The organism is Methanoregula sp. (assembly GCF_049690535.1).
Lineage (GTDB): Archaea > Halobacteriota > Methanomicrobia > Methanomicrobiales > Methanospirillaceae > Methanoregula.
On record NZ_JBAVMX010000020.1, the window covers coordinates 1 to 26293 of the forward strand.

The 26293-nt window shown below is 57.5% G+C and carries 28 protein-coding genes; 14 read left to right on the forward strand and 14 right to left on the reverse strand.

Annotated features, from left to right (window positions below; translation table 11 throughout):
• Positions 1-88 precede the first annotated feature (88 nt).
• From WCE46_RS01265 to WCE46_RS01285, 5 genes are all read left to right on the forward strand, one after another.
• On the forward strand, positions 89-655 hold the full coding sequence (locus WCE46_RS01265; protein WP_424731885.1) for a cyclic nucleotide-binding/CBS domain-containing protein: 567 nt from the start codon (positions 89-91) through the stop codon (positions 653-655).
• Positions 652-1401: a CBS domain-containing protein gene (locus WCE46_RS01270; RefSeq protein WP_424731887.1), complete on the forward strand. Its 750-nt coding sequence runs from the start codon at positions 652-654 to the stop codon at positions 1399-1401. The genes WCE46_RS01265 and WCE46_RS01270 overlap by 4 nt, the downstream gene beginning before the upstream one ends.
• A gap of 266 nt (positions 1402-1667) precedes the next feature.
• Positions 1668-2561 (forward strand): CBS domain-containing protein, encoded by an 894-nt coding sequence (locus WCE46_RS01275; protein WP_424731927.1) that lies wholly within the window; start codon positions 1668-1670, stop codon positions 2559-2561.
• 5 nt (positions 2562-2566) lie between these two features.
• Positions 2567-3421 (forward strand): HPP family protein, encoded by an 855-nt coding sequence (locus WCE46_RS01280; RefSeq protein ID WP_424731888.1) that lies wholly within the window; start codon positions 2567-2569, stop codon positions 3419-3421.
• Positions 3418-4194, forward strand: coding sequence for a CBS domain-containing protein (locus WCE46_RS01285; protein ID WP_424731889.1), 777 nt, complete (start codon positions 3418-3420; stop codon positions 4192-4194). Before WCE46_RS01280 ends, WCE46_RS01285 begins: the two co-directional genes overlap by 4 nt.
• Positions 4195-4294: 100 nt before the next feature.
• Here WCE46_RS01285 and WCE46_RS01290 read toward each other — a convergent pair whose 3' ends face one another.
• From WCE46_RS01290 to WCE46_RS01305, 4 genes are all read right to left on the reverse strand, one after another.
• A complete protein-coding gene (locus WCE46_RS01290; RefSeq protein WP_424731890.1) occupies positions 4295-4753 on the reverse strand; it encodes a hypothetical protein in 459 nt (152 codons plus the stop codon).
• Positions 4754-4840: 87 nt separating this feature from the next.
• On the reverse strand, positions 4841-5704 hold the full coding sequence (gene thiL, locus WCE46_RS01295; RefSeq protein ID WP_424731891.1) for a thiamine-phosphate kinase: 864 nt from the start codon (positions 5702-5704) through the stop codon (positions 4841-4843).
• The gene (locus WCE46_RS01300) at positions 5691-7679 is read right to left on the reverse strand and encodes a DUF460 domain-containing protein (RefSeq protein WP_424731892.1); all 1989 of its coding nucleotides are present in this window, start codon (positions 7677-7679) and stop codon (positions 5691-5693) included. Before WCE46_RS01300 ends, thiL begins: the two co-directional genes overlap by 14 nt.
• Positions 7664-8521, reverse strand: coding sequence for an RIO1 family regulatory kinase/ATPase (locus tag WCE46_RS01305; protein WP_424731893.1), 858 nt, complete (start codon positions 8519-8521; stop codon positions 7664-7666). The genes WCE46_RS01300 and WCE46_RS01305 overlap by 16 nt, the downstream gene beginning before the upstream one ends.
• Positions 8522-8640: 119 nt before the next feature.
• Here WCE46_RS01305 and WCE46_RS01310 point away from each other — a divergent pair, with 119 nt between their 5' ends.
• The 3 genes from WCE46_RS01310 to WCE46_RS01320 are packed head-to-tail and all read left to right on the forward strand — an operon-like array spanning position 8641 to position 12014.
• Positions 8641-9555: a tRNA(Ile)-lysidine synthase gene (locus tag WCE46_RS01310; RefSeq protein ID WP_424731894.1), complete on the forward strand. Its 915-nt coding sequence runs from the start codon at positions 8641-8643 to the stop codon at positions 9553-9555.
• Positions 9552-11252: a potassium channel family protein gene (locus WCE46_RS01315; RefSeq protein WP_424731895.1), complete on the forward strand. Its 1701-nt coding sequence runs from the start codon at positions 9552-9554 to the stop codon at positions 11250-11252. The genes WCE46_RS01310 and WCE46_RS01315 overlap by 4 nt, the downstream gene beginning before the upstream one ends.
• A gap of 15 nt (positions 11253-11267) precedes the next feature.
• Positions 11268-12014 carry an NAD+ synthase gene (locus WCE46_RS01320; protein WP_424731896.1) on the forward strand — a complete coding sequence of 249 codons (747 nt, stop codon included), beginning with the start codon at positions 11268-11270 and terminating at the stop codon, positions 12012-12014.
• Here the strand turns inward: WCE46_RS01320 and WCE46_RS01325 are convergent.
• The 3 genes from WCE46_RS01325 to WCE46_RS01335 all read right to left on the reverse strand — a co-directional run bounded on the left by WCE46_RS01325 (position 11992) and on the right by WCE46_RS01335 (position 14861).
• A complete protein-coding gene (locus WCE46_RS01325; protein WP_424731897.1) occupies positions 11992-12705 on the reverse strand; it encodes a glucose-6-phosphate isomerase family protein in 714 nt (237 codons plus the stop codon). The genes WCE46_RS01320 and WCE46_RS01325 overlap by 23 nt on opposite strands.
• Positions 12702-14000: a COG1361 S-layer family protein gene (locus WCE46_RS01330; RefSeq protein ID WP_424731898.1), complete on the reverse strand. Its 1299-nt coding sequence runs from the start codon at positions 13998-14000 to the stop codon at positions 12702-12704. Before WCE46_RS01330 ends, WCE46_RS01325 begins: the two co-directional genes overlap by 4 nt.
• A gap of 114 nt (positions 14001-14114) precedes the next feature.
• A complete protein-coding gene (locus WCE46_RS01335) occupies positions 14115-14861 on the reverse strand; it encodes a DUF128 domain-containing protein (protein WP_424731899.1) in 747 nt (248 codons plus the stop codon).
• Between the two features lie 61 nt (positions 14862-14922).
• Here WCE46_RS01335 and WCE46_RS01340 point away from each other — a divergent pair, with 61 nt between their 5' ends.
• From WCE46_RS01340 to lysS, 3 genes are all read left to right on the forward strand, one after another.
• Positions 14923-15894, forward strand: coding sequence for a hypothetical protein (locus tag WCE46_RS01340; protein WP_424731900.1), 972 nt, complete (start codon positions 14923-14925; stop codon positions 15892-15894).
• A gap of 13 nt (positions 15895-15907) precedes the next feature.
• The gene (locus WCE46_RS01345) at positions 15908-17254 is read left to right on the forward strand and encodes a dihydrolipoyl dehydrogenase family protein (protein ID WP_424731901.1); all 1347 of its coding nucleotides are present in this window, start codon (positions 15908-15910) and stop codon (positions 17252-17254) included.
• A gap of 173 nt (positions 17255-17427) precedes the next feature.
• Complete coding sequence (lysS, locus tag WCE46_RS01350) at positions 17428-18972, forward strand: lysine--tRNA ligase (RefSeq protein WP_424731928.1); 1545 nt, start codon at positions 17428-17430, stop codon at positions 18970-18972.
• A 50-nt stretch (positions 18973-19022) separates the two neighbouring features.
• Here lysS and WCE46_RS01355 read toward each other — a convergent pair whose 3' ends face one another.
• Positions 19023-19361 (reverse strand): TfoX/Sxy family protein, encoded by a 339-nt coding sequence (locus tag WCE46_RS01355; protein ID WP_424731902.1) that lies wholly within the window; start codon positions 19359-19361, stop codon positions 19023-19025.
• A 26-nt stretch (positions 19362-19387) separates the two neighbouring features.
• Positions 19388-19744 carry a hypothetical protein gene (locus WCE46_RS01360; protein ID WP_424731903.1) on the reverse strand — a complete coding sequence of 119 codons (357 nt, stop codon included), beginning with the start codon at positions 19742-19744 and terminating at the stop codon, positions 19388-19390.
• A 99-nt stretch (positions 19745-19843) separates the two neighbouring features.
• Here WCE46_RS01360 and WCE46_RS01365 point away from each other — a divergent pair, with 99 nt between their 5' ends.
• Positions 19844-20428 carry a class I SAM-dependent methyltransferase gene (locus WCE46_RS01365; RefSeq protein WP_424731904.1) on the forward strand — a complete coding sequence of 195 codons (585 nt, stop codon included), beginning with the start codon at positions 19844-19846 and terminating at the stop codon, positions 20426-20428.
• 309 nt (positions 20429-20737) lie between these two features.
• Here the strand turns inward: WCE46_RS01365 and WCE46_RS01370 are convergent, their stop codons facing one another.
• Both WCE46_RS01370 and WCE46_RS01375 read right to left on the reverse strand, forming a co-directional pair.
• Positions 20738-21529 carry an NAD(P)H-dependent oxidoreductase gene (locus WCE46_RS01370; protein ID WP_424731905.1) on the reverse strand — a complete coding sequence of 264 codons (792 nt, stop codon included), beginning with the start codon at positions 21527-21529 and terminating at the stop codon, positions 20738-20740.
• On the reverse strand, positions 21519-21746 hold the full coding sequence (locus tag WCE46_RS01375; RefSeq protein ID WP_424731906.1) for a DUF2769 domain-containing protein: 228 nt from the start codon (positions 21744-21746) through the stop codon (positions 21519-21521). Before WCE46_RS01375 ends, WCE46_RS01370 begins: the two co-directional genes overlap by 11 nt.
• A gap of 138 nt (positions 21747-21884) precedes the next feature.
• Between WCE46_RS01375 and WCE46_RS01380 the strand changes: the two genes are divergently transcribed.
• Together WCE46_RS01380 and mgtA are read left to right on the forward strand one after the other, a co-directional pair.
• A complete protein-coding gene (locus tag WCE46_RS01380; RefSeq protein WP_424731907.1) occupies positions 21885-22274 on the forward strand; it encodes a cupredoxin domain-containing protein in 390 nt (129 codons plus the stop codon).
• A gap of 185 nt (positions 22275-22459) precedes the next feature.
• Complete coding sequence (mgtA, locus tag WCE46_RS01385) at positions 22460-25033, forward strand: magnesium-translocating P-type ATPase (RefSeq protein WP_424731908.1); 2574 nt, start codon at positions 22460-22462, stop codon at positions 25031-25033.
• A 39-nt stretch (positions 25034-25072) separates the two neighbouring features.
• Here mgtA and WCE46_RS01390 read toward each other — a convergent pair whose 3' ends face one another.
• The 3 genes from WCE46_RS01390 to WCE46_RS01400 form a co-directional block, all read right to left on the reverse strand.
• On the reverse strand, positions 25073-25264 hold the full coding sequence (locus WCE46_RS01390; RefSeq protein ID WP_424731909.1) for a hypothetical protein: 192 nt from the start codon (positions 25262-25264) through the stop codon (positions 25073-25075).
• 145 nt (positions 25265-25409) lie between these two features.
• On the reverse strand, positions 25410-25889 hold the full coding sequence (gene rlmH / locus WCE46_RS01395) for a 23S rRNA (pseudouridine(1915)-N(3))-methyltransferase RlmH (protein WP_424731910.1): 480 nt from the start codon (positions 25887-25889) through the stop codon (positions 25410-25412).
• A gap of 85 nt (positions 25890-25974) precedes the next feature.
• On the reverse strand, positions 25975-26289 hold the full coding sequence (locus WCE46_RS01400) for a hypothetical protein (protein ID WP_424731911.1): 315 nt from the start codon (positions 26287-26289) through the stop codon (positions 25975-25977).
• Positions 26290-26293: the final 4 nt, after the last annotated feature.

Here is a 26293-nt window from a genome sequence, read left to right on the forward strand (position 1 = left end):
TTTTCGCCGCAGCCAAATTGTATTTATACAAGGGGCGGAAAGGATGCTAATTGTAATCATCAGCCAGGCACTTTTTAGGAGGTGACTCATGAAAAAGACAACCAACACGATCCGGTTTGAAACCCGCGTCCCGTTGAGCGAGATGATGAAACGCAACCCGACCATGATCAGCATCGAGGCCACTGTCGCAAAAGCGGCAAAAGCCATGTGCCGCGAAGAGGTCGGGAGCGTCATTATCCTTGAGAGGAACAAGCCGATTGGCATTGTTACCGAGGAGGACATCAACTGCAAGGTGGTGGCAAAGGATCTCAAACCAAGCACAGTTCAGGTGAGTACAATCATGAGTACGCCACTCATTACGGTGAGTGCGGATAAGACGGTCGCTGACGCAGCCCAGATGATGGTCAAGCACAAGGTCAGGAGACTTCCCGTTGTCGACAAGAGCGGCAAGGTCATCGGTATCGTTACCGTGCGGGATCTTCTGACCATCTCAAACGAACAAAACGAGCTCCTCACGGATCTTATCGAGATCAACCGGGAGGATCATATCGAAGTGGGCATGTGCAGCCGATGCAGTCAGATGTCTGATGATCTTAAGCGTGTAGACGGTGTGATGCTCTGCGCCCGCTGCCGTGAAGAGGACACCCTTACATGAAAACAGCACGGGATTTCCTGATCGAGATTCCTGTGCTTAACTGTCATGACGGGATAACAAAAGCACGGCAGATCTTACGAGACGACCGGTTCCGCGAAGTCTACGTCACCGGCATAAAAAAGGACCTGCTGGGGTATATCGATATCACGGATGCCCTGCGGGTGACCGCGACGAAGTCAAACGTGACCGTTGAGGGGTTCGTGAAGGAGGCGGCATGCGCCGGCCCGGAAGCGTCCATCGAGAGTGTGGCAAGGGCCATGCGGGAATTCCGTACCGACAGCGCTGCTATCATCGATCCCGGCCGCCATATCCTTGGCGGGGTTCTCCTCTCCGACCTGTTCCCGGTCATCATATCAAGAAACGAGCTTTCGGGCCGGGTCAGCACCCACATGTCAAAGCAGATTATCACCGCGGATCCTGCCGACACGCTCCAGCAGGTCTATGCGAAGATCGTGGAGACCGGGTTTACCGCGTTCCCGGTGGTGAAGAAAAAAAGGCTTGTGGGCCTTATATCCCGCCGCGACCTGATCCGGTCCGGTGGTTCGCGGTCATCGATTGCCCAGAGCAGTACAAAGGCTGCCGGGGACGTTATGGCACAGGAGGTCGTGACCGTCTCTGGCGGGGCGCCGCTTTCCGATGCGGCCCGGCTCATGGTCGATAACGATGTGAGCCGGCTCCCTGTCATTGATGGCAGTACCCTCGTGGGAATCCTCGACCGGCACGATGTCCTTGCCGGGCTTGCGTAAAAGCCGGGCGGTGTCCCAAACCATGGGAACTACGGCGGGACCGATGTCGGCACAAAGAGAAGAGTAACGTTACAGAAAACCACGTAATGGCACGATGCACAGGAAACCATCTGGAGAACCAGTCCCGGACTCAAACGGGCCGGAAAAGAACAGGATAAAATAGATCTGACCGGGATGCAGCACCGAGCCGGCAGACGACAAAAAAAGGAGGAACGTTGACGAATCAGAACGGGTGGGCCACCAAGCAGGGTGACCGGCTCTTGAAAATGCAGGGAAAATTCGATCGGGGCCCGGTCGAGTTCAAATCCCATATCGTACAGCAGGAAGGTGAGGTGATGGCGATTGCGACCCAGGACGTTATTTCCGTGCCGCCCACGCAGAGCATTATCAGCGCCGTCGCAACGATGACGGAATGCGGGTTCCGCCGGCTGCCGGTCACCGATGCCGGCACAAAGAAACTCCGGGGGATCGTCACCTCCGGCGACGTAATCAACTTCATGGGCGGTGGTGACAAGTACAAACTTGTCAAGGTCAGACACAACGGCAACCTGTCGGCCGCTGTCAACGAGCCTGTGCGCACCATCATGACCGCACACCCCGAAGCGCTCCCGCACGATGCCCGTATCGTCGACGCGCTGGAACTTATCGTGAAAAAGAAGATCGGGGGGCTCCCGATTGTCGATGATGACGGCATTCTTGCCGGTATCGTGACCGAGCGGGACGTGCTCAGGATGCTTGCCGCGGAGCACAGCCCCCTCTTTGTCGAGGATGTAATGAGTTCCACCCTGAGGGTAACCGCTCCCGACAGCCCGATTGCAACCGTTACACAGGACATGACAAAATTCCGGTTCCGCCGGCTGCCTGTGGTAAGTGACGACGTGCTCTTTGGCATCATCACTGCGACTGACATCATGCGGTACCTGGGGACGAGGGAGGTATTTGCCCGCCTCACCACCGGGAATATCGCAGAGGTCATGGCTCTCCCGGTGCGGACGCTCATGGCCGGCGACCTGTTCACCACCACCCCGGAAACCCCCGTGAACGAGGCGGCACGGGAGATGCTGAACCGGAATATCGGGGCGCTGCCGGTCATCGAGAACGCGCGTCTTATCGGTCTCGTGACGGAATTTGATCTCGTAAGGGCATTTTCCGAGGAGTAACCTCCATGCCAGCCAGTTACCTTACCGCACGCGATGTGATGAGTGCCCCGGTCTTTGCCGTTTCACCGACAGACACTGTTGCTTATGCCCGGAACCTGATGGTGCGGCACAAAATTTCGCGTGTACTTGTCGTGGATACGGGAAAACTTGCCGGGCTCCTCACGAAAAAAGACATCGGGTACCGCCTCTTGCAGCAGGGTGCGGCATGGCGGAAGCGCATGCCTGACCAGATTCCGGTTGCCGAGTATGCAACACCCGGCCCGGTCGTCGCCGCATCCGACACCCTGCTCCGGACTATTGCCGCCACATTTGTGGCAAGAAACATCGGTTGTGTACCGATAGTGGATCACGGAACGATCACCGGGATTGTCACGAAAAGCGATCTGATGAAATCCGCCTTTGTTGCCGGCCTTCGCGGCACGGTGCAGGACGTGATGGAGGATGCAGTAACGGTCAACCGCTGGCACTCGCTCGCCCACGTAATTGCGCTCATGAAAGAGCGGGACAAGAAACTGGTGGTGACCAGTAACGATGGATCGGTAGCCGGCATCATCACAGAGACCAACCTGGCCTTCCACGATGAGGACCGGAAACGATCCGGGGGGACAAACAACGAAGAACCTCTCAGACGATATGAAACAATTCATGCCGGGAGCGGGCCGGATGAACCGACGAATATCCCGGTGACTGCAGGCGACGTGATGACCAGCCCGGTGATCACGGTCGCCCCGGTAAGCCCGCTTTCGTATGCAGTCGGACTGATGCAGAGAGAACAGGTCAACAACCTGGTTGTCGTCGAACACGGCACCCTGGTAGGGATAATAAAACGTGATGATATCATAAAGGAAGTGGCGAAATGACAAAAGAATTGTTTATTAAAGATATCATGGCAAAACCAACGACCATATCCAAATCGGCAAAGATCACCGAGGCGCTCGACAAGATGCTTGACGAGGGAATCGACCCCCTCATCGCGCTCAACAATAATTCGGTTGTGGGCACGGTATCCCGTCAGGCTATCGCGGAGAAACTGGGCAGCAAGCAGAACACCGCCCTTGCGCCGGCCGCCATTCACGTGGCAAGTGTTGTCGAGGAGGATTTCACGAGTGTCTATCCCGATGAGAGCACGGACGTGCTTATCCCCCTGCTCCAGCGGTACAAAGTGGTGGTCGTCTATGACAGCGACCATAACCTGCTCGGCCAAGTAACTGCTATCGACCTGTTAAAGAAGTACCCGCACGAGGGCACCATAAAAAACGCCCTTGAAAAGGCCATCACCATCGATGCCGATGAACGTGTCGTCCACCTCCGGCGCCTGATGGTGGATGACAAGATCTCCCGTTTTGTCGTGACCACAAACGACAAGATCACCGGCATTGTGACCGAGACTGACGTGGCGGTATCAATGCGGAAGTTCCGGGAGACGGTAAAAGACCAGCACCAGGATCACCGGATCCGCAACCTGCTCGTAAAAGATATCATGAGCGCTCCGCTGATCTCGCTTGACATCGGTGCGGATTACCACGAGCTGGTCGACCTGATGGTGGCAAAGAACATCAGCACGGTGCCAATCACCGACAAAGGGAAACTGGCTGGCCTCGTGACCCGCCGGTCGCTCGTGCACGCCTTGTGACGGTCCGGTGAGAACTATCTGTCTCTCTTTTTTTAAAAAAGTTCTGAAAATTCCGGACGGCGGGTGAGAGAGCAGTCTGCCCCCCGTTGCCAAGAGGGGCTCAATCGATCCAGTCAAGCAGCTGGGTCTTTGACGCCTGCTCGCTCTTCTGGATCAGTTTCCTCTTGACTTTTTTTACCGCTTCGTCTGCCGGAGACGGGGGAAGCGGTGCCGGGGGAGCGGCTTTCTCAAATTTCCCGTAATCGAAGTACCCGTCAGACCCGTCATCAACGGCAATCTCCTGGATGACCGTAGGAAGTTCTGCCACAGGCACCGGCATTACAGCGGCCGGAGGAACATCTTCCCGGGACCGGGGCATGGCCGGCTCCTCAGTCGGGACGGGATCCGGGGCGATAAGCGGGGGTGCGACGGATTTTGTGAGGGCCGGGGCCTCGTGGGATGCAACCTGCACGGTGACATGTATCCCCTCCGCCCGCTGGATCAGAAAATCGACAAAGTCCTCGACCTCCCGGCGCTCTCCGGGAGTGAGCCGGTCCAGTTTACTTTCCAGCGATTCCATGATTGAGTGAAAGGGACATTTAACTATCAATTATCTTTTGTTGTTTGTATTTAAGAGAAATGCGCCGGTGTATCCCGGAATGCCGGGCTACGACCATTGGTGCTGGTACCCGCGTTTCTCCATGGGCTTCCCATCTGCGAGCACCGCCTTTTCGGGGATGGCTTTTCCTATCACCGTGCAGGGAACACCGGCGACCGGGTACCGGTCCGGGACGAGCGTGAAGATCAGCTCGTAATCCCCGCCGCCGTACAGCGCCAGCTCGCGGGCCTGCAGTTCCGGGATACCGACCGGCCGGGGCACGAGACCTGAATCGATCGAAAACCCGCAGTCGTTCACGCTCATGAGATCGTAGAGCGAGAGGGCGATCCCGTCGCTGTCGTCCATCATCGCGGTCACGCCCCCGCGTGCGAGCAGCCGGCCCTCCGCGACCCGGGGCTGCGGCTCGAAGAGCGCTTTTTCATACTGCTTATACCCGTCAAGCCAGGCCTGCGCCTGCCCGGGAATACCGGTGATGCAGACAAGATCGCCGGGCCGGCCCCCTTCCCGCCGGGCGATATGCGCCCGGTCCACGAGACCAAGGCCGGTTGTCACGACCGTGAGTTCCCCGTGGTGGTCGATGTCCCCGCCGATGATCGCGGCGCCGAATTTTTTACAGCAGTCCTGTGCGCCCTGCATGACGCCGGCAAGGTGCTCCCACCGGTCAAGACCCACCGCGATGAGGAGATATTTTGGAGCCGCCCCCATGCTCGCGATGTCGCTGATGGTAACAGCAGCGCTCATCCAGCCGATCTGCCAGTCGGTCATGCCTTCAACAAAATCGGTTGTCGAGTGGAGCATGTCGGTCGTTGCCACCATCAGCTGGTCGCCGCACGGCAGCACGGCGCAGTCGTCACGGCAGTTCTCTTCGCCCACAATGCCCATCACGGTCTTTAAGAGTTCACGGTCGTCCATGGCCCTGGCCCCCGCCTTTCTTTACTTCCTTTCCCCGTTCGCTCTTGTACTCCTTGAACATGTGCTCGATCTGGCTGGATTTTTTCTCGCGTAAAAACTGTGCCTGCCCGTCCTGCCACCGGGCGAGGGCCGTTTCGAGTTGGTCTTTTGCGGCAAGCCCCACCCTGCCCCGCACCTGCACGCCGGCAACCGTGTCAGTGAGCAGGGGGATGCCGGCCTCCCGGAATGCAGGGAAGATCTGCGAGTCGCCGTTTTCCAGGATCGCAGCCGGCAGGATGAGCGCCCGGACCCGGACATCAGCCAGGTCTTTTACGATCCCCCTGCCCCACCCGTCGCTGCGCTGCACGAACACGATGTCGCCTTCACGGATGCCGGTGTCCTCTGCGAGCCGGCGCATCCCCTCTTTTGTGAGCGCGTCCATCACTTTGACCGGAAGCGCCTCGCCATCTATGGAGAGTTCGGCAAAGGTCCGGATCCGTTCCACCCTTTTTGCGAGCGTGCGGCTGTGGCGCTCCTCTTTCCTGAGCCGTTTTTTGAGGCTCTGGATGATCGCGTCCTGCTTTGTCACCTCGGCATCTTTTGCAAGCTGCACATCCCGGGTATCGTGCATGGCCCGGAGCCGGCCCTGGAGCCGGTGGATCTCGTACTCCTTTGCCTTGACCTCTTCTTGGAGTTCGGCGACGTACGTGCGCAGGCGCTTGACCATCCCGTCCAGAACCCTTACCCGGTCATCGTGCTGCGCTGCCACCGGCGCCTGCGGTGCTGCCGGTGCCGGGGCGGCCGGGGCCACGGCATTCAAATCGATGAGCACCTGGTCGAGCGCTTGGCCCCGGATCACCCCGGCCCGGACCTCGTCGAGGTCGTGGCCCGGGGGCACGCGCCGGATAAGGTTCCGGAACTTGTTCTGGTACTGGAGGCAGGCATCGAGCGCTGCCGAGAGCGCGTCCCGCTCGTGGACGTTTGCGTACGGGAAAGCGGCGGTGAGGGCAATCTTCGCCTCGACGCCCATGTCCTGCCGGGGGGTATAGGCAACTGCCGAGAACGCCCGGCGGATCTTCTCGACCGAGTACGGCATCTCCTGCACATCGGATGCAACGACGAGCGGTTTACCCACCCGGTACAGGGCCTCGATCACGCCTGACATGTTCATCTGCCGCGAACTTTCGAGATGCATGAGGTTCCCGTCAAGGTCGAGCGCAGCGACCGCGGTGGTGGTGCCCGGGTCGATCCCCACGATCAGGTACCGGGGTTTTCCCGAGAGGGGCCTGAACCGGATCCGTTCGAGGCGCTTGCCGCTGATCCTGACCTGCACGTCGGCGCCGCGGTACGTTCCGACCGGTACCTGGCCCCGCACGGCAAAGACCCGGAAGGCGACCCGGCTGCACCCCCCGAATGCTTTCGTCTCCTTCTTCTCGTACCGGAGCCCGGCGCCTGAAAGATGCTGCTCGATCTCCCGGCCCTTGAGCTGGACAGCGCCGTGGATCTTCCGCACGTACCGGTTCTGGCTCCACCCGCCCCGGCCCGGCGACCGGTGCCGGCTCACCACGACCTCGCTCTCGTTCTCGAACGCGATAACCTCTGCGCCGGCACCAAGCGATGCCACCCGGGCCGTGGTGCGGGCCTCGGCAAAGGGATCGAACCGGTCGAAACTGATATTGAACCGTGCTGCAACTTTCCCGAGCGTCTCTTTCTTCTCGCCGCCGGTCACCTGCACGAGTTTGGTCTGCGGCGGAAGACCCTGCAAAAAGAAGAAAAGTTCGTGCTGGTCGGTCGCAATCTCCTGGAGGCTGTCGACGGCGAGGATATCAGGCCGTTCCTCGGCAAGCAGGCGGAAGAGCCGGAACATCGAGACCGTGTTCTCGCTTAAAATATCCTGCCCGTCCATACGGACAAGCGCGTACATCGGCCGGCGTGATCGCGACCGCACCGAGCCCTTGACGATGTCGATCCCAAAAACACTCAGCCGGTCACGCATCGCAGTGCTTCCCCGGGGTCATACTCCAGTTTGTACTTCCGCACAAAGAAGGCTAAAATATTGCTGATGTCGCGCTCGAGGATAGCACCAGCATTGGGGTGGGTGGCCTCCATCCACTGCGGCCAGTCGATGATGACACATTTCCCGTTCTCAAGGAGGATGTTGTACTCCGAGAGATCTGCGTGGATCACGCCGGCCTGGTACGCGGCCCGCACATTTGCGAGGATCTCTTCGAGTGTGGCCCGGGGATCCAAAAGTCTGCACTTTGAAAGGCTCGGCCCGTCTATAAGCGACATGACGACCGCGTTCCTGTTCTGGCCGATGGGGAGCGGGACGGAAACTTTCGGATGGAGAAGCGTGAGTGCCGCGTACTCGCGTTCGGCAGAGAGCCGGGAGGCAAGCAGCCACGGGCAGTAGCTGCGTTCAGGCATGTACTCTCGGTTGACCCGGGCGGTGTTAAACGAACGCTGGCCGATACGGTGGAACTTGATCGCCACCGGCCCAAGGCCGAGCGCATCGAATACCACAGACTCCTTGCCTTCACCAATCTTCTGGCCGAGCGCCGAAATAACACCTTTTTTGGTGAGCGTGATAAGAGCGAGCGTGTCGTACCCGCCAAAAACAAGTGCATAACCATCGTATGGCACCGGGTTGAACCGCACCATGCCCCACTGGATGAGCCGTGACAACCGGTAATTGACCTCGGAGTCGGCAAGACACGTCGCCTGCTGGAGACTTTCGAGCGGCACCCACTTGTACCGCTTCATCTGGCGCTCGAGCGCGACAAGAATCGCTTTTTCGTATTTGTGCAGGCTGCGGATACGCTCCGGAGACACGACCATGGTTGTTAGAAGTGGTTACGTGGCAGACTATAAAATCATGGTCTCCGTGGCCACTATCGCCGGAGCATCACAACCTTAAACATCTTTGATCATCCAGATCAGAACAGGATCTGTCTCCTATGCAGTGCGATACGTGCCGGCGCGAGGCGCTCGTTTTCCAGCCCTATTCGGGAAAACACCTCTGCCCGGTGCATTTTCTCAAGGATTTCGAGGCAAAGGCAAAGCGTGCCATCCGCCTGCACGGCTGGCTGCGCCCGGGGGACCATATCGCCGTTGTACTTTCGGGCGATGCATCAGGCGCCGCCCTGCTCGTATTCCTTGTAAAACTCACGGCAAATCGCCGTGACATCCGGCTCTCTGCGATCGCCATCGACCCCGGTATGAGCGGCTGCTCTGCACCGGATCAGGCCCGGAACGTGGCGGATGCGTGCGGTATCGAATTGTTCTGCGGCTCTTTTGCGGAACGGTACGGTACGACGATGGATGCGATCGTACAGAAGGACGGGCAGGAAGTGGCCTGCCGTTCCTGTCGGGTGCTCATACATGATCTGATCGGGGAGATAGCAGAAGCACACAGTGTCACCCGGTGCGCATTCCCCACTACCGTTGACGACAGCGCCGGGGCTTTTTTTTCCAGCCTGCTTTCAGGAACCGTCGAATGCACCCTGTTCTCTTCGGGAACAACGGGGAAAAATCACATCCCCGTCATCCGGCCGTTCATGGAGGTCCCAGCGCCGGAAGTGATCCGGTATGCGGAGCTGCATCCGGAGTGTGACGGTTGTGGCACCCTGCCTCCGTGCCCCTGTCCCGGCAGCGGCTCCCGTTCTGCGGATGCACGGGTGGCACTCGACACCTACGATCACCGGCACCCGGCCACAAAATTCGCGCTCGCAAACCTCGCCGGGACCCTTACCGGTATCGCTGCCGCGCAAGGGTTACCCGCATCATGTCCGGTGTGCGGCGAACCGATCAGCGACGGGGAATGTGAAGCCTGCAGCATCCGCCGGAACATTGAACGGAGGCGTGTATCATGAGATCAAGGAAAAATGTCGTCTGGCGGATCATCCACACGTCTGCATGGATGCGGATCCTGATTTACTTCGTGCTATTTGCCCTGCTCATCCTCATCTATACCATCCTCTTTCATGGGCTGTACCCGCAGCTGGAAGGGACATCGGTAGACTGGTCGCAGTCGGTTTTATTCGTGATACAGACGATCACGACCACGGGGAGTCTTCTCGTCTACCACTCGGATGCGATGATCCTCTTCTCATCGGTCATGATGCTCTCGGGTGTCATCATGATCTTCATGGTCATACCCCTTCTTCTCACCCCGTATCTCGTTGCGATGCTCCGTTCGGGACCACCCCGCCGTACGCCCCATGCACTCTTCCACCACACCGTGATCGTCGGGAACGGTGAACTGTCCCGCGCACTGGTAGAAAGTCTGTCTCTCTCGGACAAGGATGTGCTCCTTGTCGAAGAAGATGAAAATGCTGCACGCGAACTTGCACGGAAACACTGGAGAGGGGCATTTGTCATATGGGGGGATTATGATGACCCGCAGACATGGGAGCAGGCCTGGATAAAAAACGCGGATTTTGTGATCCTCTGCGAGAACGAGCGGACGACGGCAAGCATTGTTCTGGGGATACGGGGGCTTACTTCGGCCAGAATTATCTCGATCGTCGACAAGATCTCCTTTGACCGGTACCTGCGATATGCCGGGGCAGAGTACGTGCTCTCCCCCAAGCAGGTTACCGGGAGGATTCTCGCCCGGCACGCCATCCTCAACCCGGCAGGGGACACCGAACCCGCCATCCCCGGGCTTGACCGGCTCACCATCAACAAGGATGAATTCCCGGAAAAAACCCTTCGGCTGATCCATATCCCGGTCATGCCCAAGAGCAAGGCGACGGGAAAAACGCTCGGCGAGCTGGACCTGTACGGGCAGTACGGCATCATCGCCCCGTTTATCTGGAAAGCAGGCAGGTTTATCTCCCGTCCGGAGCCGTCAGAAACACTCGATATTACCACCTCGCTTTTTCTCTTCGGGACTGCGGATGCTATCCGCCGGGCAGTCCACGAAGAACTTGAAGTCGATAAAGAACAGATCGGCCACGCGGTTATCGCGGGATTTGGCGATGTGGGATCTGCCGCATACAGCGAGATGGTGGCATCGGGCATCTCCTGCGTGGTGGTCGATTCAAAAAAATACGATGTAAACGAGGTAACCGGGAATGCTGAAGACGAGGAGATTTTGCGAGAGGCGCGAATCGGGGAGGCCCGGTTCTGCATCGTCGCGCTCAACGATGATGACGTGAACATCTTCACCACGCTGATGGCACGCAACCTCAACCCGGATATCCGGATCCTTGCCCGGGCAAACGAGCCGTCATCTGTGGAGAAACTATACCGGGCTGGTGCTGATTACGTTGCGCTGCTCCCGCGGATCGGCGGCCAGACGGTCGGCAGGATCGTACTTGCCGACACTATCACGATCCTTATCGATCTTCCGGACGGTGAAGTCGTTGTCTTAAAGCAGATACGGCATCCCACGAACCGAACGGTCGGGAGTGTCGCAGGCGCAAGCGGCGTACGGGTCCTCGGAATCGAAACCTCGGACCGGGTCATTGTCCTGCCATCAGAAGCGGAGGCACTGCGGGAAGGGGATGCGGTGATTGTGGCGGGGAACACCGAACAGTTAAAAAAATTTATCCGCTTATTCTGACAGAGGAAATAAGGTATGGCCATAGAACTCGGGTGCCGGATGGGACAGGTTGAGCAGATGATCCGGTACGCCTACTGGAACAGCGGGTGTACCGGGATAGTTGTCGGCGTTTCCGGAGGCGTGGACTCGGCAGTCGCAGCCGCCTTCTGTTGCCGGGCAGTAGGACCAGAAAAGGTACTCGGGCTTTCCCTGCCGACATCGGTCAGTAACCCGCAGGATGTAAAGGATGCACAGGTGCTCTGTGCCGGCCTCGGTATGGAGCATCGGGTGGTATGCATCGACCCCATGCTTGCGGCATTTAAGACCCTCCCGGGCTTTACCGAATCCCCGTACCTGCTCGGGAACCTCATGGCCCGGATCCGGATGACGGTGCTGTACTACCATGCGAACCGGGACCACCGGCTTGTCTGCGGGACCTCCAACCGGAGCGAGTGCATGCTTGGCTACTGCACCAAGTACGGGGACAATGCGGCAGACTTCCAGCCTATCGTCCACCTGTACAAGACCGAGGTCTACGAAATGGCACGGGAGATGAAGATCCCGGAGCCTATCCTCACAAAAGCGCCGTCAGCCGGGCTCTGGGCCGGGCAGAGTGACGAGGGCGAGATCGGACTTTCCTATGCCGAGATCGATGCGGCACTCAGGAATCTCGAGGCAAATGGCTGGAAAGCCGCATCCCCGGCCGAAGAAAAAGTGCTGGCCCGGGCACAGAAGAACGCCCATAAGCGCCTTGCCGCACCTAGTCTTTTAACAGTCCCCTAAAAATATCCGGGTATTTTTCCGGCTCGTTGAGGAATGCAAGGGTATCCCGGTCGCCGATCTGGGAATAGATCGGCCCTGCACAGGATCGACCCCCCATACCCTGTCCCTTAACCACAGTACACTTCCTGACCGGGGGCATGTCCGGGTAGTGCGGGTTTTTGACGATCCGGCCATCGCTCATGACGTAATATGCCGCTCCGTGGAGGGTCACGTACTCCCCGTACTCGCTCTCAAACGCCGTGGAGACCAGATTTGCCATCACAAGCGTGGTGTCCGGTGAAGGATTGATGGAGATATGACCATACCCCGGCGGGATGACCACGCACGCCCCGGTACCAGCAAAGACAAGGACGATATCATCCAGAGTGCGTGTCTGGAGGAGAAACTGTGCTGTCCCTTCCACAACCTCGTACAGCTCCGGATATCCGGTGCCAGCCGGGTTGACGGGATGGTAATGCCCCTTTGTCTTGACATACTCGCCGCAGAGATCCCGCGGGGGAATGACCGTAATATCATAGCGAAGCTGATGAGCTGATAACCAGCGCCGGTCCGCCTCAGACCGGGCCAGATCCCGGTACATGTAATAGAGGGGGTCGCTTGCCGGGCACGCAGGGTCGGCAAGAACAGAGCGCATCTCCCGTATCGTCCGTATTCCGGGGGCCGGCAACGCCCCGCTCCAGCCGCACCTCACTGTTTCTTCCTCATGACGAACATGTAGTAGCCTGCAACGCCGAGAAGCACCGCGACGACAGCGACAATCTCAAGCAGTTGTACAAGAGCAGAGGTTGCCGGCCGGGGCACAACCTGAACATCCGCTTTGAAAGTATCGGAGATCTGGCTGTTATCGAGGACATCACGGTACCTGACCTCGGTATCGAGAGCATAGATCCCGGGCTCAGCCCCGCCTGCGGCAGTTATCGCGTACTGAGCGGTCACGTTTCCGCCGGGCGGGATATCCCCGAGATACGCATTGGTGTCCGAGCTTGACAGCGGATCGACCGCCGAGAGCCGGGCCTGTGCCTGGTGTGCCGTAACCGATCCCGTATTCTGGTAGACCACGGTGATCACGCTGGTCGATCCCTGCGTGACGACCGTCGGGGGTGAAACCACAACAAAACTGAGTTTGTTTTCCACCGGCACACCGACGGTATCGATCGCCGAGGTCACCGTGTCGCCTTCAGCGTTTGTGTAGGTCACGTCCACATCGATAGGATAAGACTGCTGCTGCGCATCGCTGGAGACGGCGACCTTGTACAGGCAGGTCACGATCCCGTCTCTCGGGAAGTCCCCGATATAGACATTATCATCGGTCGGGATCACGGCGCTGTCACCGTGTCTTATGATCGTGACCGTCGCCTGTTTTCCGTCTTCGTAGCCGATGTTCTTGATCGTCAGGTTGACATACCCTTCCATTCCCACGACAAGGTCCGGTGCGTCAGCGTTGAGTACGTCAATCTGGACGACCGGTTTAATCTTGATCGTGATCGGGATTGTCACGGTCACCGGGGTGTACTGGTCCTGGATAATTTCACTCGTCGGCTGGTTGGCAAGGCTGTTGGAGAGGTACTTGTACTGGACGGTCAGGGGAATGGTGTATTCTCCGAGCGTCGCATCCGAGGTGATCTTCGCGGTAAAACTCGCGGGGGTGATCCCCGGACTCTGGAGATCGCCAAGGTTCTGCGGGTCGGTCGTGATGTTGATCGGAGCGCCCCCGGACGAAAGTCCTGCCGTGACAAGTTTTGCCGTGGTGGGGAGATCGTCCCGGGTCAATGTACTCTGATCGATAAATTCCGCCACATTTGTTCCGCTGTTCTGGATGACAACCGTTATCGTGGCATCCTGTCCCGGGGAAAATTCGTTTACTCCGGTGAGATACGCCGTTATTTCCGGGGTTCCCCCCAGATATTTGTCCGCACCCAGCGCGGGCATGCAGCAGCAGACGACTGCTGCGAGGATCAGGAGTGTGAGAGTAAAATGATATTTCATCGGTAATCACATGCGGTTGTTATTGGTACACATTTATATCGTATCATATAAAGCGATGCGAGGCAGGATGCCGTCAGGTTAAAAAAGAAACAGAAACTGCGAGGAAAACCTGTTTTAGTAGTCCCGGATCTCAACGAACTCCCGGACGTCCATGAGGCCCTTCATGGCCTGTGTCTGGACAAATCGCCCGCCTTCGCGGATCGCAGCCATCGGGTTCGTGCCACCCACCGCAACGATGGAAACATACTGCGGGCTTCCCGGTACCCCAAGCAGCGGGACGTTGGGCACGCCAACTTCGAGGATCCCGGTGAAACTGCTTTCTGCCAGTTCGTCGAGCACGCTCCCGACAAGCGGCTCGGCTTCCATGTGGAACTCCCGGATATTCGCGAGGATGTTCCCGCTGCCTTTGCGCATCACATCGTTGACCGACGTGATCTGCTGGGAGATGAGCACCTGCAACGGATCAATGGTCGTATACTCGTAGAGAATAATATGCGTGAAACGGAGCGGGGCCCGGTTCTCGATTTCGACCACACCGCCGCCAATCGGGGTGATCGGGACGCCCCGCCGGATCAAAAGGCCATCGAACGTGATGCTGCATATCGTGCAGATGGCCGTGCGCCCTTCGGGTACGATGAAATCAGCGATCCGCTCTCCTGATGAAAAAAACTTTACCAGCCCGCTGACAGAAACCCCGGTCTTGTACGCGTCCTTTAAGATCGAAACAGCGTACTCGAAGTCCTCGTTTTTTACAAGCGAGAGATTGTAAACGACATTTCCGGTTCCCGTGGCGGGATCATAGGTCACCTGCATCGCGTAATCATCGATACTCTGATCGACAAACTTGAGCGGACGGGTCATTGTAGTGATTTTGGGCTATTACAATAGAAAAATTGTTCTATAAGCCCAAGGTAATCCTTATATGATGGAACACGACATGCGGGAAAAAGCCAGGAATGCGATGAGGCTCATTCTTGAAGCTGCGAAATTTGAAGTCGAAGAGGTGGACGAGCCTCTGGATCTTTCTGCGGTCCGGGACGGGGAGTGCCTCCTTGTTCTCTGTTCAAACGATGCCGAGCTTATCGGGCAGTTTGACAAGACCAACTACAGCCTGATGGTTGACGACCAGGAAATGACCTGCAAGAAGCTCCTCTTCACCCTGGAAAAGGATATCTCAACAGAGAACTGCACCCAGTGGGGCATCGACGAGTTTGTCCAGTACGCGGGTGAAGCGGTGCTTGCCGATATCGTCGCGCAGGAACTGAAGCTCGACCTCACACCGGGCAAGGGAAAGGTAAAGAAGGCGGCGGCAGGAGCTGCGGCAGGCCCGGCAGAGGCAGCAGAAGAGGAGCCTTCCGGTATTTCGCTCCTGCACTTCCCGGTCAAACTTTCCGAGCAGGCTGCTATCCGTACCGCAGGGATACAGGGGGCGGCAAAACTCCGGTTCATCCCCTACTACCTGATCCACTACGCGAGCAGCGGGGAGCAGGTATACAAGGACCGGCGCGTCCCCTTCGATGCTGACGGCTGGGGTGCGATCAACGCCATCAACGGGATCAAGCTCGATCTCGACGGCAAACTGGTCGAGGATACGGAGATCCCGGCAAACGCGGAGGTCTCCGATGCGCATATCACCAAAGAAGAGGCCACCGAACGGATGGTGACCGAACTCATCGAACGACTTACCCAGAAAGTCCGGATCAAGCAGGAGAAGGGCGATGCGATCTTCTACGAGGAAAAGACCTTAAAACCGGACCGCAAGAACATTACCGTCGACACCAAGCAGGTTTACATCCCGGTCTGGCAGATCCGGGGCAAGAAGATTGTCGAGGTCAATGCCTTTACCGGGGAGCTTCTCTCAGAGCCGATGGACGAAGGCGTCGAAGTCTTCTAAAAAACCGGACCGTATGATCGTTGTTCTTGGCGGGGGTCCTGCCGGGCGGATGGCCTCACTACGGCTCGCGACGGCAGGAAAAAAGGTCACACTTGTCGAACCCAGGGGAAAATCCCGGGGGATCGGCGGGCAGTGCCTCCATTTTGGCTGTATGCCGGTCTGTGCCCTCAATGATGTCGCCCGCATCATCGGCCAGGCACGCAGATTTTACGAGCATGGGATGACCGATGCCGTCCCGGCGCTCCGTTTTTCAAACGTGATGGACGAGACGCTCGCGGTCCAGCAGAAGATCGCCGGCATCCTCGACCACGAGACCGTAAGCGCCGGGGTGGACGTGGTCTACGGGAAAGAGGGGCGGGTGGACGGCCCGCAGGTCTTCATCGGCGACGAACCGGTCGATACAGAGGCCGCGATTATTGCCACGGGTTCCCGGCCGAATATCCCGGATGTTCCGGGGATAACTCTTCCCGGGGTGTACACACCCCATACGCTGTGGGATCTCCGCGAGTTGCCGGAAAAATTCACCATCATCGGCGGAAGCGTGATGGCGGCGGAGTTTGCGTATATCTTCCAGACGTTCGGGAGCGAGGTGACCGTCCTCTCCCGGAGTGGTTTTCTGAAAAATCTCGACAAGCACCTCAGGGCCATCGCCCTTAAGGAACTTGCCGGCGTGGACATCCGGGAAGGGGCGGAAGTGACCGGGATCGCCGGCACGTCCCGGGTTACGGGCGTCCGGTATTCAGCGGCGGGAGCGGATGCATCCGTTGAGGCCGGTGCCGTGCTGCTTGCCGCCGGTCTCGTGCCAAACTCCGGGATGGTGACCGGGATCGACAAGGGGCCGGACGGGGAGATCGTGGTGAATGACCGGATGCAGACGAGCGTGCCCGGGATCTACGCATGCGGGGACGTGGCCGGGGCCCCGTTCCTAACCCCGGTCGCCCGTCACGAAGGGATTGTCGCGGCCGACAATATCCTCGGTAAGGAGCGGCACATGGATTATTCCCGTATCCCGCAGGCGATCTATCTTGCCCACGATCTCGCGTTCTGCGGGTCCGGTGGTGAAGGGAGCGCATCGCTTGCCCTTCCGGGACCGGCCGGGCCGGGGACCTACTGGTCGGTGCCGTATGGCGATACAGGGCTTGCAAAGGTCTTTGCCGATCCGGCATCGGGCGAGATTACCGGCATGTGCGCAGCAGGGCCGACGGGAGGGGTCGTTGCCGGGTACCTCGCGTTTCTTATGCAGCGGCATATCTCGGTGCATGACTTCGAGGAGTTTATCGAGGTCCACCCGTCAACAGATGGCGTAAACGGCCTCGCGAAGTACGCCTCGGAACTGTTCAAGAGACATAACCCCCCGTAAAACCTGTTTTTGTCGCGTTCCTTTTGTTACACACTGATGATATCCTGTGGTCGTGGCACCGACCGTTTTTACCATTCCACCTGATGGTTGCCGACGTGCGATCCGCCGCTGTAGGTATTATTACGCTTGACACCGAAGGTATAAGGTACAGCTTAAAAGTGCGGAGCATTCTCGTGACCGATCCTTCACAAACCCTTGCATTTGACCAGACCCGGCTCGACAAAGTCCGTGCACTGCGGGAAAAGGGCGTCGACCTCTACCCCCCCACGTTCGACCGGAAGAACACGATAGCAGACATCAGGACAAAGTTTGCAGAGATCACCCACGAGAAGAGCGACGAGAGCATTTCCACCGCAGGACGGCTCTACATCATCCGCAACCACGGCAAGACGATCTTCGCCGACCTCGGGGATGAGAACGGCAAGATCCAGCTCTACATAAGGAAGGCCGACCTCGGGGACGAGGCGTTCGACTTCTTTAACCAGTTCATTGAGCGGGGCGACTTTGTCGGTGTGACCGGGCACGTCTTCAGGACGAAACTGGGCGAGATCACGATCTGGGTGGATAAACTCACGCTGCTCTCGAAGGCGGTCTGCTCCCTTCCCGAGAAATTCCACGGCCTCACCGATGTGGAGAAACGCTACCGGCAGCGGTACGTCGATTTGATCGTGAACGAGGAGAGCCGGCAGGGGTTCCGGAGCCGGAGCCGGATCATCTCGTCCATCCGCCGGTTCTTAAACGACCGGGACTTTCTCGAGTTCGAGACCCCGATCCTCCAGCCGATCTACGGCGGGGCAAACGCCAGGCCGTTCACCACGTTCCACAACTGCCTCGGCCAGAAACTTTTCCTGCGGATCGCGCCCGAACTCTATCTCAAGCGCCTCGTGGTCGGCGGGTTCGAGCGGGTCTTTGAGATCGCACGCAACTTCCGCAACGAGGACATCGATACGCACCACAACCCCGAGTTCACGATGGTGGAGATCTACTGGGCGTACCATGATGTCTATGACATGATGGACCTCACCGAGGACTTCCTTGCGACCCTCGCAGAGGAGGTCCACGGGTCGCACGAGATTAAGTTCGAGGAGACCACGATCTCGTTTAAGAAGCCACTGCGCAGGCTCACGATGGAGGACGCGGTAAAGGAGTACGCAGGAATCGACATCTTTGCACATTCTGTCGAAGAACTCCGGGCGCTTGCCGTGCAGAACAAATTCAAGGAGTCTGACAAGCCAAAGAGCCAGCGCGAGTTCCTTGTCTACTTCTTCGAGAACATGGTCGAGGAGAAACTGATCCAGCCGACGTTCATCTACGATTACCCGGTCGAGAACTCGCCGCTCGCAAAACGCCACCGGACAAAAGAGGGATTTACCGAGCGCTTCGAGCTCTTCATCTACGGGATGGAGATGGCAAACGGTTTCTCGGAACTCAACGACCCGCTCGACCAGAAGGAGCGGTTCGAGGCGCAGGACAGGAAACGGCTGCTCGGCGACCTCGAAGCCCAGATGATCGATTACGATTACATCAACGCGCTCGGCTACGGCATGCCGCCGACCGGGGGCGTGGGGATCGGGATCGACCGGCTCGTGATGCTTCTCACCGGCAATAACTCGATCAAGGAAGTGATCCTCTTCCCGTCCATGAAGAGCATGCAGGCGGAAGGGGAAGAGGCAGCCGGGAAAGAATCTCCCGCGGCAGAGCCGGCACCGGAGAACTGATCCTTTCAGGAAACCGATCTCTTTTTTACCGGGTTTTAAGACAACGCCGGTTATTGTGTCCGCGAAGAGACGTACGCAACCGCGGCCAGAAAGATCGCACGGTCTTTCCGGTACTCTCCGGACGCGTCCCGGTCGATCCGGATCCATTCCTTCATTCTCCGCCGTCCCATGGGCTGGAACCAGCTCATGCCGGGCTGATCCGCCAGTTCTTCTGCCATCGCCGCCGGCACCTTGATGCCGACACCGTTTTCGTACAGGCAAGCGAAGAGTTTTCCCTCTATGTAATAGGCCGGGTACCCGAACATCTTTCCCGGTTCGACCCCGGGGATTGCCAGGAGGAGGTCATCCAGTACCGCTTTATGCGCCGGGTTGTATGTTGCAGGAGCCATAGATCATCTCTGTGAGGAGATCTTCATCATTTCCGTGGACCGGCGGCAGAGAGGTCAGGCCCATCCCACGGGCGGCGCAGTTTCTCCTTCTCCTTTTTGAAAAACGCAAGAGTTACCTGCTCATCTGCTTTTTCCATATCCCGTGACACCGCAGGTTCGTCCAGCGGGCCGGCGCGACCGGCCACCTTCTCTGCAGGGGGATTGGACTCTTCTCCCGGCAGCAGCGGAGGCAGGTCGATTCTCGTTGCCGGTTCATCGAGGTCTGCCCTCTCGTACGGGGAGAGCGGAGTCGTATCATCGGCAACAAAATCCTGCTCTTCCGGGTAGAGCCGGTCGACCTTGAAGACCTTGGGAAACGGATCGTCATCCGCATCCGGAATCATGGACAATTATGGGTGCCTGCAGGCATCAACATTATGATCGAATGAAAAATACCCCAAAAGCCCACAACCATATCACCACCTCCTCCCAACATCACTCCAATGACCCCCAGCGAAAAATCCCACAAACACCACGACGTCTTCTCCGCGGAAAAGGCCGGGCACCTCGACACCCGCTTCCGCCACTTCCTCTACCGCCCCGACCGACTCGCGGGACGGTACGTGAAACCCGGCGACCGGGTCCTCGACTTCGGCTGCGGCCCGGGGTTCTTTACCCGCGAGTTCGCAAAGAGGGTCGGGGAGAAGGGAAGCGTGATCGCCGCCGACCTGCAGGAAGAGATGCTTGCAATCGTCCGCAACAAGCTCGGGCCCGAAGGGTTCCTGTCACGGGTAAAAACGCATCGCTGCCAGCCGGATTCCCTCGATCTTTTGCCGGACCGGGACGGGCAGGTCGATGTCGCCTTTGCCATCTTTGTCGTCCACGAAGTCCCGGACCGGGAAAAATTGTTTCGGGAGATCGCCGCGATGCTCGTGCCTAGCGGCTTGTTCTTCTATTCCGAACCCCCGTTCATTGTCTCCGGTGGCGAATTCCGAGAGAGCTGTGCGCTCGCAGAAAACGCCGGGCTCCGGCTGGTTGAGTCCCGGTTCTTCTTTGTGAACCGGGCGGCTGTGCTCAAAAAAATGTAAGGGAGGGGAGGGGGCCCACCCCCCTCCCCTTCTTTCCTTCAATGGGGGGATCACCCCCCACTGGCCCGGACCGGCTCCTCTTTTCTTTATCCGGGAAATAGCGCAACCGGACCTTCACGCCGAAGGTTCCACACGAACAAACCCTTGTTTCCCGTGCAGAAACAGCACGCATCCCACATATGGCGGAGGGGGGTAGGGGCCTACCCCCCACCCATGGGTCCGGGCAGGTGGGGGCACCCCCCTCACTCAGCATATGGGGGGTCGGTCTTACCGGAGGCAGGAATTGCTAATTGAGAGAATAGGATATTGTTATTCGCAGACCGGCACCAGTTTTCCTTTCAGGTTCTCCTCGCTCTCCAGCCGCATCATCTCCACGACATTGTTTGCCATCCCTTTTACCTTCTGGATCACAAGCGGGTCGGTTTTTAAGAATTCCGTATCGGTGATTGTGTTGAACTGCGACCCGTGCGTGCGGTACGCGATGCCAAACGGCGCGAGCACGTACCCCAGCTGCTGGAAGTACAGGAATATATCCATCGCTGTCTTCGTGGCACCGTCCTCGTGCCCCGAGACCGCGATACCCACGACCTTTCCTTCCGTCAGGCCTGGCTTTTTTAGCAGGTAGAGGTTCTGGATGCAGTTGAGCCGGTCGAGGAAATCCTTGAGCCGTGCCGACATATTGTTCCAGTTTATCGGCGAGGCAACGATGATCGCTTTTGACGCAATCACCATCTCGTGGAACCCAGGCATGTCGTCGAGCTGATCCCTGCACGGGTAGCGGCACGCGTTGTCCCGCATGCTGTAACAGCACCAGCAGTGGTTGATGGTAAATTCATTGATATTATACCGCCGGTAACTCACCCCCTTTTCACGCAGGACCTCCTCGGCAAGATCCGCAAGGTAGCCGGTGTTGTTGGCCCGGTGATTGCTGCCATTGATCAGCAGTACATCAAACTTTTCCCCGTCATAGCGAAGCGTTTTCTTTTCGGAAAACTCAACAAACTCCCTAACAGTGCCGGCGCACTGCGGGCATTCTGCGGGCGGGCTCTCCGCACGGGATATGTAGCCGCAGACCGCACACTTCCAGGCTTTACCGGGCATGGGACTGTCCGGTCTCGCTTCCCCGGGTACAGTAGTAGACATGCTGGAAATTCTCCTCCATTTGTACCGGGCATCCCGGGCAGAGACATCCCTGCTCAAATTTAATGCAGCCGCTCGTTCCTTTTTCTGCGAGACAATAGGCGATCTCTTCTTTACAGTCCACAAAACTCGGGCACATGCCGCAGTTGCAGAGCCCGATCCCCTTTTTCCTGTCCATGATCCAGTTCTCCCGGATGTTCATTTTCGTGCACTACTACTTAATAGAATTTCAACACCCGGGTGACTAGTGCAGGCCGGATTATTTTCCATTGTGCGAGCATACTGTTTTTATAATTCGGCCGATCATTAAGGAATTATGCCCGCATATTCCCGCTTGGTATTCTGCTCAGCCTGTATCGTCCTTTTGATCCTCGCCTGCATGTCTGCCGGCTGTTCTTCCTACCAGACATCGTCAGCAACTGCATCGACCCCGGCCCCCACGGGAGGAGGGACAACTATCACGATGAAAAATTTCGCGTTCAATCCATCAACCCTCACAGTAAAGACCGGTACTGTGGTCACGTGGGTGAACCAGGACGCAACCACGCACACCGTCACTTCGGACACCGGTTCTTTGGTCCCGTTCTCGTCAGATCCGATCCCACCCGGTGCATCCTATAATGTCACGTTCACCACCCCGGGAACGTATACCTATCACTGCTCGATTCACCCCTCCATGACCGGCACCATTGTTGTGCAGTCATAGAAATCTTTTTTTTACCCGGGAGACTGGCGGAACCCATGAACTGGAGCGCCTGCGTCCCGTGGTATCTGTTTCGGAGGTCTCTGTAAAACCCCCGCCCGGCATGAAAACATCCGATCGAAGTCATCATCATGAACAACATATAATTATTCAATAATTGTGAGGATGTTTCCTCAAGGCCCGATACGATGACACCCCAACCACCACCGGAAAAACCGGATCCGCAAGCGCAGTTCCATACCTTACCAGAGGAAGAACTCTTCTCTGTTCTTGGCAGCAGCCCGAATGGTCTGACCTCAGATCAGGCACAGGCCGGTCTGCTTCGCTTCGGGAATAACGACATCTCCCATATCCGGAAAGTCCCAGTGATCCTCCAGTACCTGGGCCATTTCAAAAACCTGCTCATCATCATCCTGCTCATCGCTGCGGGGATATCGTTGTTCGTCGGCGAACTGACCGATGCCGTTATCATCTTTATCATCGTCTTTGCAAGCGTCACCCTGGACTTTTTCCAGGAATACAAGGCCGGGGAAGCAGCCGACCTGCTCAGGCAGAAAATCCTTACCCGGGCCACCGTACTCCGGGACGGGAAAGAACAGGACCTGCCGATCACCGAGCTCGTCCCGGGGGATCTCGTCAGGCTCACCGCCGGGGACATTGTCCCTGCCGACGCCCGGATACTGACAGCACGGACCTTTTACGTAAACCAGTCCTCTCTCACGGGAGAGCCGTTCCCGGTCGAAAAACAACCGGGCGTTGCCGGTGCCGGAACCCCGGTCACCACAGCGGAAAATTACATCTTCCTTGGCACATCGGTTGTCAGCGGGACGGCAACGGCGCTTGTCACAAAGACCGGGGTGTCGACCGAGTTTGGCAAAGTGGCAAAGACCCTTGTCGAACGCCCCCCGGAGACGGAGTTCGAACGGGGACTTCGGCATTTCAGTTACCTGATGTCGAAATTCGTCTTCTTCCTCGTCATCTTCGTATTTTTCATCAATGCCCTGCTCCGGCACGGCATCCTTGAATCCCTGCTCTTCTCCATCGCACTTGCGGTCGGCATGACGCCGGAACTCCTGCCCATGATCCTGTCCCTGAACCTGTCCAAGGGCTCGGTCGCGATGTCAAAGAAGGGCGCCATCGTGAAACACCCGGAATCGATCCAGAATTTCGGGAGCATGGACGTGCTCTGCACGGACAAGACCGGGACACTCACCCAGAACGAGATCGCGCTCGTACGGCACCTGGACACGGAAGGAAACGACAGCGAGAACGTCCTGCTGTACTCGTTTATCAACAGCACCTACGACACCGGGCTGAAAAGTCCCCTTGACGATGCGATCCTCAAATTCCGGCACCTCGATATCGACAGGTTCCATAAGATCGACGAGATCCCTTTTGATTTTCTCCGGAAAAGGATCTCCGTTGTCGTTACCGACGGGGACAAGCGCCTGATCATTGCCAAGGGTGCCCCGGAGGAGGTCTTCCGGATCTGTTCGCAGGTTGACAGAAACGGTGTCACCGGACCGCTGACCGAGGCCGTTCGGGCGCAGGTCGAGGGGATCTACCAGGCCCAGAGTGCAGATGGCTTTCGGACCCTCGCGGTATGTTATCGTGTCGTGCCAGGCGATGTGACGCAGTTTTCCGTCGCTGACGAAAAGGAGATGACCCTCGCCGGATTTGTCACGTTTATCGATCCCCCCAAGGATACCGCACGGGAATCGATCCGGCAGCTGGAACACGCCGGGATCGAGCTGAAGATCCTGACCGGGGACAACGAACTGGTAACACGAAAGATCTGCGAAGAGATAGGTCTTGAGATCAAAGGTGTCCTTTCCGGGGAGGATGTCGAACACATGGACGTCCAGACCCTCTCACGGGTGGTCGAGAACGTGACCGTCTTTTCCCGCATGACCCCGGTGCAGAAGAACCGGGTCATGATGGCCTTAAAAAAGAACGGCCATGTCGTCGGGTTCATGGGCGACGGGATCAACGACGCACCGTCAATACGTGAGGCGGACGTCGGCATATCGGTGGAAAATGCTGTGGATATTGCCAAGGAATCGGCAGACATCATCCTCTTAAAAAACGATCTGCGTATCCTCAGCGACGGCGTGCTTGAAGGCAGGAAGACATTTGGGAACACCATGAAATATATCCTGATGGGGACGAGTTCCAATTTCGGGAACATGTTCTCGGTCGCCGGGGCCTCCATCTTCCTCAAATTCCTCCCGATGCTCCCGATCCAGATCCTCTTAAACAATCTCCTCTATGACGTATCGGAATCGACCATCCCGAGCGATAACGTTGATGAGTCCTATATCATGGCCCCGAAAAAATGGGATATGGATTTCATCAAGAAGTTCATCGTTATTTTCGGGCCGATCAGCTCGATCTTTGACTTCATCACGTTTGGTATCCTGCTGTTCTTCTTTGTCGCTGATGCAGCGTTCTTCCAGACGGCCTGGTTTGTCGAGTCGATCTGCACCCAGACGCTCGTCATTTTCGTGATCAGGACCCGGGTTGTCCCGTTCTACAACAGCAGGCCGAACCGGCTCCTCACCGCAAGCACGATCCTGATCGTGGCAATTGCCTGTATCCTGCCGTTTACCCCGATAGGAAGCCTGTTTGGATTTGTCCCGCTGCCGGCGTCGTTCTTTGCGGTGCTTGCCGGCCTTGTGATCAGTTACCTTATCATTGTCGAGCTGGTCAAACGCTGGTTCTACAAAAAATATGCTTCAATAACAGACAGGAAAACAGCCTGACCGGCCGGTTTGCCTGATCAGCCGTCCGATCTACAAACCTTATTTTTTATGTGCAGGTTTCTCTTCGGTGTGGATCAACCGGCACTTGTTGACACATTCCCAGTTTTCGGGCATGAACTTCCCGTCCGGTTTGGCCTTCATCGTGGTGTGGTATTTCTCCCCACAAACAAGGCATTCCATCAGGCCCGTCTTCTCATCGACAACTTTTGTTGTATGCTCCTTTGTTACCATGGAAGGTGTTCTTTGTGGGCCGGGTGATATAAGTGTGGATCGGGGACTGCTGATACACCCCCAAATCGGAAAAAAGGGTATGCACCCCCGGGTACCACATTGGCCACGGGCCGGTTTTAGGATACGGGAGGACCACCGTGACGAGTTATTTATGGTACGGCTCCCCGCTGTTGATCCGGCAGGCGCGGTACACCTGCTCTAACAGGATCAGCCGCACCATCTGGTGGGTAAAGGTCATAGGCGAGATCGACAGCCGGAGATCGGCACGGGAGAGCACCGCATCGGAGAGCCCGAGATCGCCCCCGATGATCATCGCAATAACATTCGTCCCGACAAGCTGCCAGTCATGCAGCCGGGCGGCAAGTGCCTCGCTCGATAATTCCTTTCCCCGTACATCAAGCACCACGACGTACGCCCCGTCAGGGATCGCAGCGAGGATCCGGTCACCTTCCCGGTCTTTTATGAGCTGCTCGTGGCCGGCGGAGGAGTGAACACCCCGCTTTTCATCCGCGACTTCAGCGATGGCAAGTTTCAGGTACGGGGTAAGGCGCTTTTCGTACTCAGCAATACCTTCTGATAGGAACCGCTCCTTAATCTTCCCGACCGCAATGATGCGTACCTGCATAGAAAGCCACCCTCATCATACATTGTTCACCCTGACATGAAAAATACGCTCCTGCAAGCATCAGGAAGACCGGGAAAAAGAGTTTTTATGAATTGTGCCCGGGTTCCTGCGGGTCGGTTTTCCCGGACAACAGGACATCCAACAGCATATCTTTCATCATGGCTTTCATGAGGTCCCGGCCTTCATCGGATGCCATGTACTCCCTGAAGAGTTCCCGAAGTTGCTCCCTGTCGTGGTGGTTATCGACAAACGAGAGGAGTGCCTGGGTGATACAGTCCGAGACCGTGGAGAACTTTTTCTCCACGTACACGAGATTGTTGACCTTTTCGTAGATATTGGGCGGCATCTTGTAGGAGATCGCAACCCGTTCACCCCGGCTTGCCGGTACTTTATCCGCCATGCGC

What these genes read in the sequence shown, in the direction of transcription:
- WCE46_RS01370 (WP_424731905.1), bottom strand. Translation starts at nt 21,529, where the DNA reads ATGCCCGGTAAAGCCTGGAAGTGTGCGGTCTGCGGCTACATATCCCGT.
- mgtA (WP_424731908.1), top strand. Translation starts at nt 22,460, where the DNA reads ATGACACCCCAACCACCACCGGAAAAACCGGATCCGCAAGCGCAGTTC.
- WCE46_RS01355 (WP_424731902.1), bottom strand. Translation starts at nt 19,361, where the DNA reads ATGGCTCCTGCAACATACAACCCGGCGCATAAAGCGGTACTGGATGAC.
- WCE46_RS01400 (WP_424731911.1), bottom strand. Translation starts at nt 26,289, where the DNA reads ATGGCGGATAAAGTACCGGCAAGCCGGGGTGAACGGGTTGCGATCTCC.
- WCE46_RS01330 (WP_424731898.1), bottom strand. Translation starts at nt 14,000, where the DNA reads ATGAAATATCATTTTACTCTCACACTCCTGATCCTCGCAGCAGTCGTC.
- WCE46_RS01310 (WP_424731894.1), top strand. Translation starts at nt 8,641, where the DNA reads ATGCAGTGCGATACGTGCCGGCGCGAGGCGCTCGTTTTCCAGCCCTAT.
- WCE46_RS01390 (WP_424731909.1), bottom strand. Translation starts at nt 25,264, where the DNA reads ATGGTAACAAAGGAGCATACAACAAAAGTTGTCGATGAGAAGACGGGC.
- WCE46_RS01315 (WP_424731895.1), top strand. Translation starts at nt 9,552, where the DNA reads ATGAGATCAAGGAAAAATGTCGTCTGGCGGATCATCCACACGTCTGCA.
- WCE46_RS01365 (WP_424731904.1), top strand. Translation starts at nt 19,844, where the DNA reads ATGACCCCCAGCGAAAAATCCCACAAACACCACGACGTCTTCTCCGCG.
- WCE46_RS01320 (WP_424731896.1), top strand. Translation starts at nt 11,268, where the DNA reads ATGGCCATAGAACTCGGGTGCCGGATGGGACAGGTTGAGCAGATGATC.
- WCE46_RS01380 (WP_424731907.1), top strand. Translation starts at nt 21,885, where the DNA reads ATGCCCGCATATTCCCGCTTGGTATTCTGCTCAGCCTGTATCGTCCTT.
- WCE46_RS01265 (WP_424731885.1), top strand. Translation starts at nt 89, where the DNA reads ATGAAAAAGACAACCAACACGATCCGGTTTGAAACCCGCGTCCCGTTG.
- thiL (WP_424731891.1), bottom strand. Translation starts at nt 5,704, where the DNA reads ATGGACGACCGTGAACTCTTAAAGACCGTGATGGGCATTGTGGGCGAA.
- WCE46_RS01345 (WP_424731901.1), top strand. Translation starts at nt 15,908, where the DNA reads ATGATCGTTGTTCTTGGCGGGGGTCCTGCCGGGCGGATGGCCTCACTA.
- WCE46_RS01300 (WP_424731892.1), bottom strand. Translation starts at nt 7,679, where the DNA reads ATGCGTGACCGGCTGAGTGTTTTTGGGATCGACATCGTCAAGGGCTCG.
- WCE46_RS01375 (WP_424731906.1), bottom strand. Translation starts at nt 21,746, where the DNA reads ATGGACAGGAAAAAGGGGATCGGGCTCTGCAACTGCGGCATGTGCCCG.
- WCE46_RS01285 (WP_424731889.1), top strand. Translation starts at nt 3,418, where the DNA reads ATGACAAAAGAATTGTTTATTAAAGATATCATGGCAAAACCAACGACC.
- WCE46_RS01340 (WP_424731900.1), top strand. Translation starts at nt 14,923, where the DNA reads ATGATGGAACACGACATGCGGGAAAAAGCCAGGAATGCGATGAGGCTC.
- WCE46_RS01335 (WP_424731899.1), bottom strand. Translation starts at nt 14,861, where the DNA reads ATGACCCGTCCGCTCAAGTTTGTCGATCAGAGTATCGATGATTACGCG.
- WCE46_RS01280 (WP_424731888.1), top strand. Translation starts at nt 2,567, where the DNA reads ATGCCAGCCAGTTACCTTACCGCACGCGATGTGATGAGTGCCCCGGTC.
- WCE46_RS01305 (WP_424731893.1), bottom strand. Translation starts at nt 8,521, where the DNA reads ATGGTCGTGTCTCCGGAGCGTATCCGCAGCCTGCACAAATACGAAAAA.
- rlmH (WP_424731910.1), bottom strand. Translation starts at nt 25,889, where the DNA reads ATGCAGGTACGCATCATTGCGGTCGGGAAGATTAAGGAGCGGTTCCTA.
- WCE46_RS01290 (WP_424731890.1), bottom strand. Translation starts at nt 4,753, where the DNA reads ATGGAATCGCTGGAAAGTAAACTGGACCGGCTCACTCCCGGAGAGCGC.
- WCE46_RS01360 (WP_424731903.1), bottom strand. Translation starts at nt 19,744, where the DNA reads ATGATTCCGGATGCGGATGACGATCCGTTTCCCAAGGTCTTCAAGGTC.
- WCE46_RS01270 (WP_424731887.1), top strand. Translation starts at nt 652, where the DNA reads ATGAAAACAGCACGGGATTTCCTGATCGAGATTCCTGTGCTTAACTGT.
- WCE46_RS01275 (WP_424731927.1), top strand. Translation starts at nt 1,668, where the DNA reads ATGCAGGGAAAATTCGATCGGGGCCCGGTCGAGTTCAAATCCCATATC.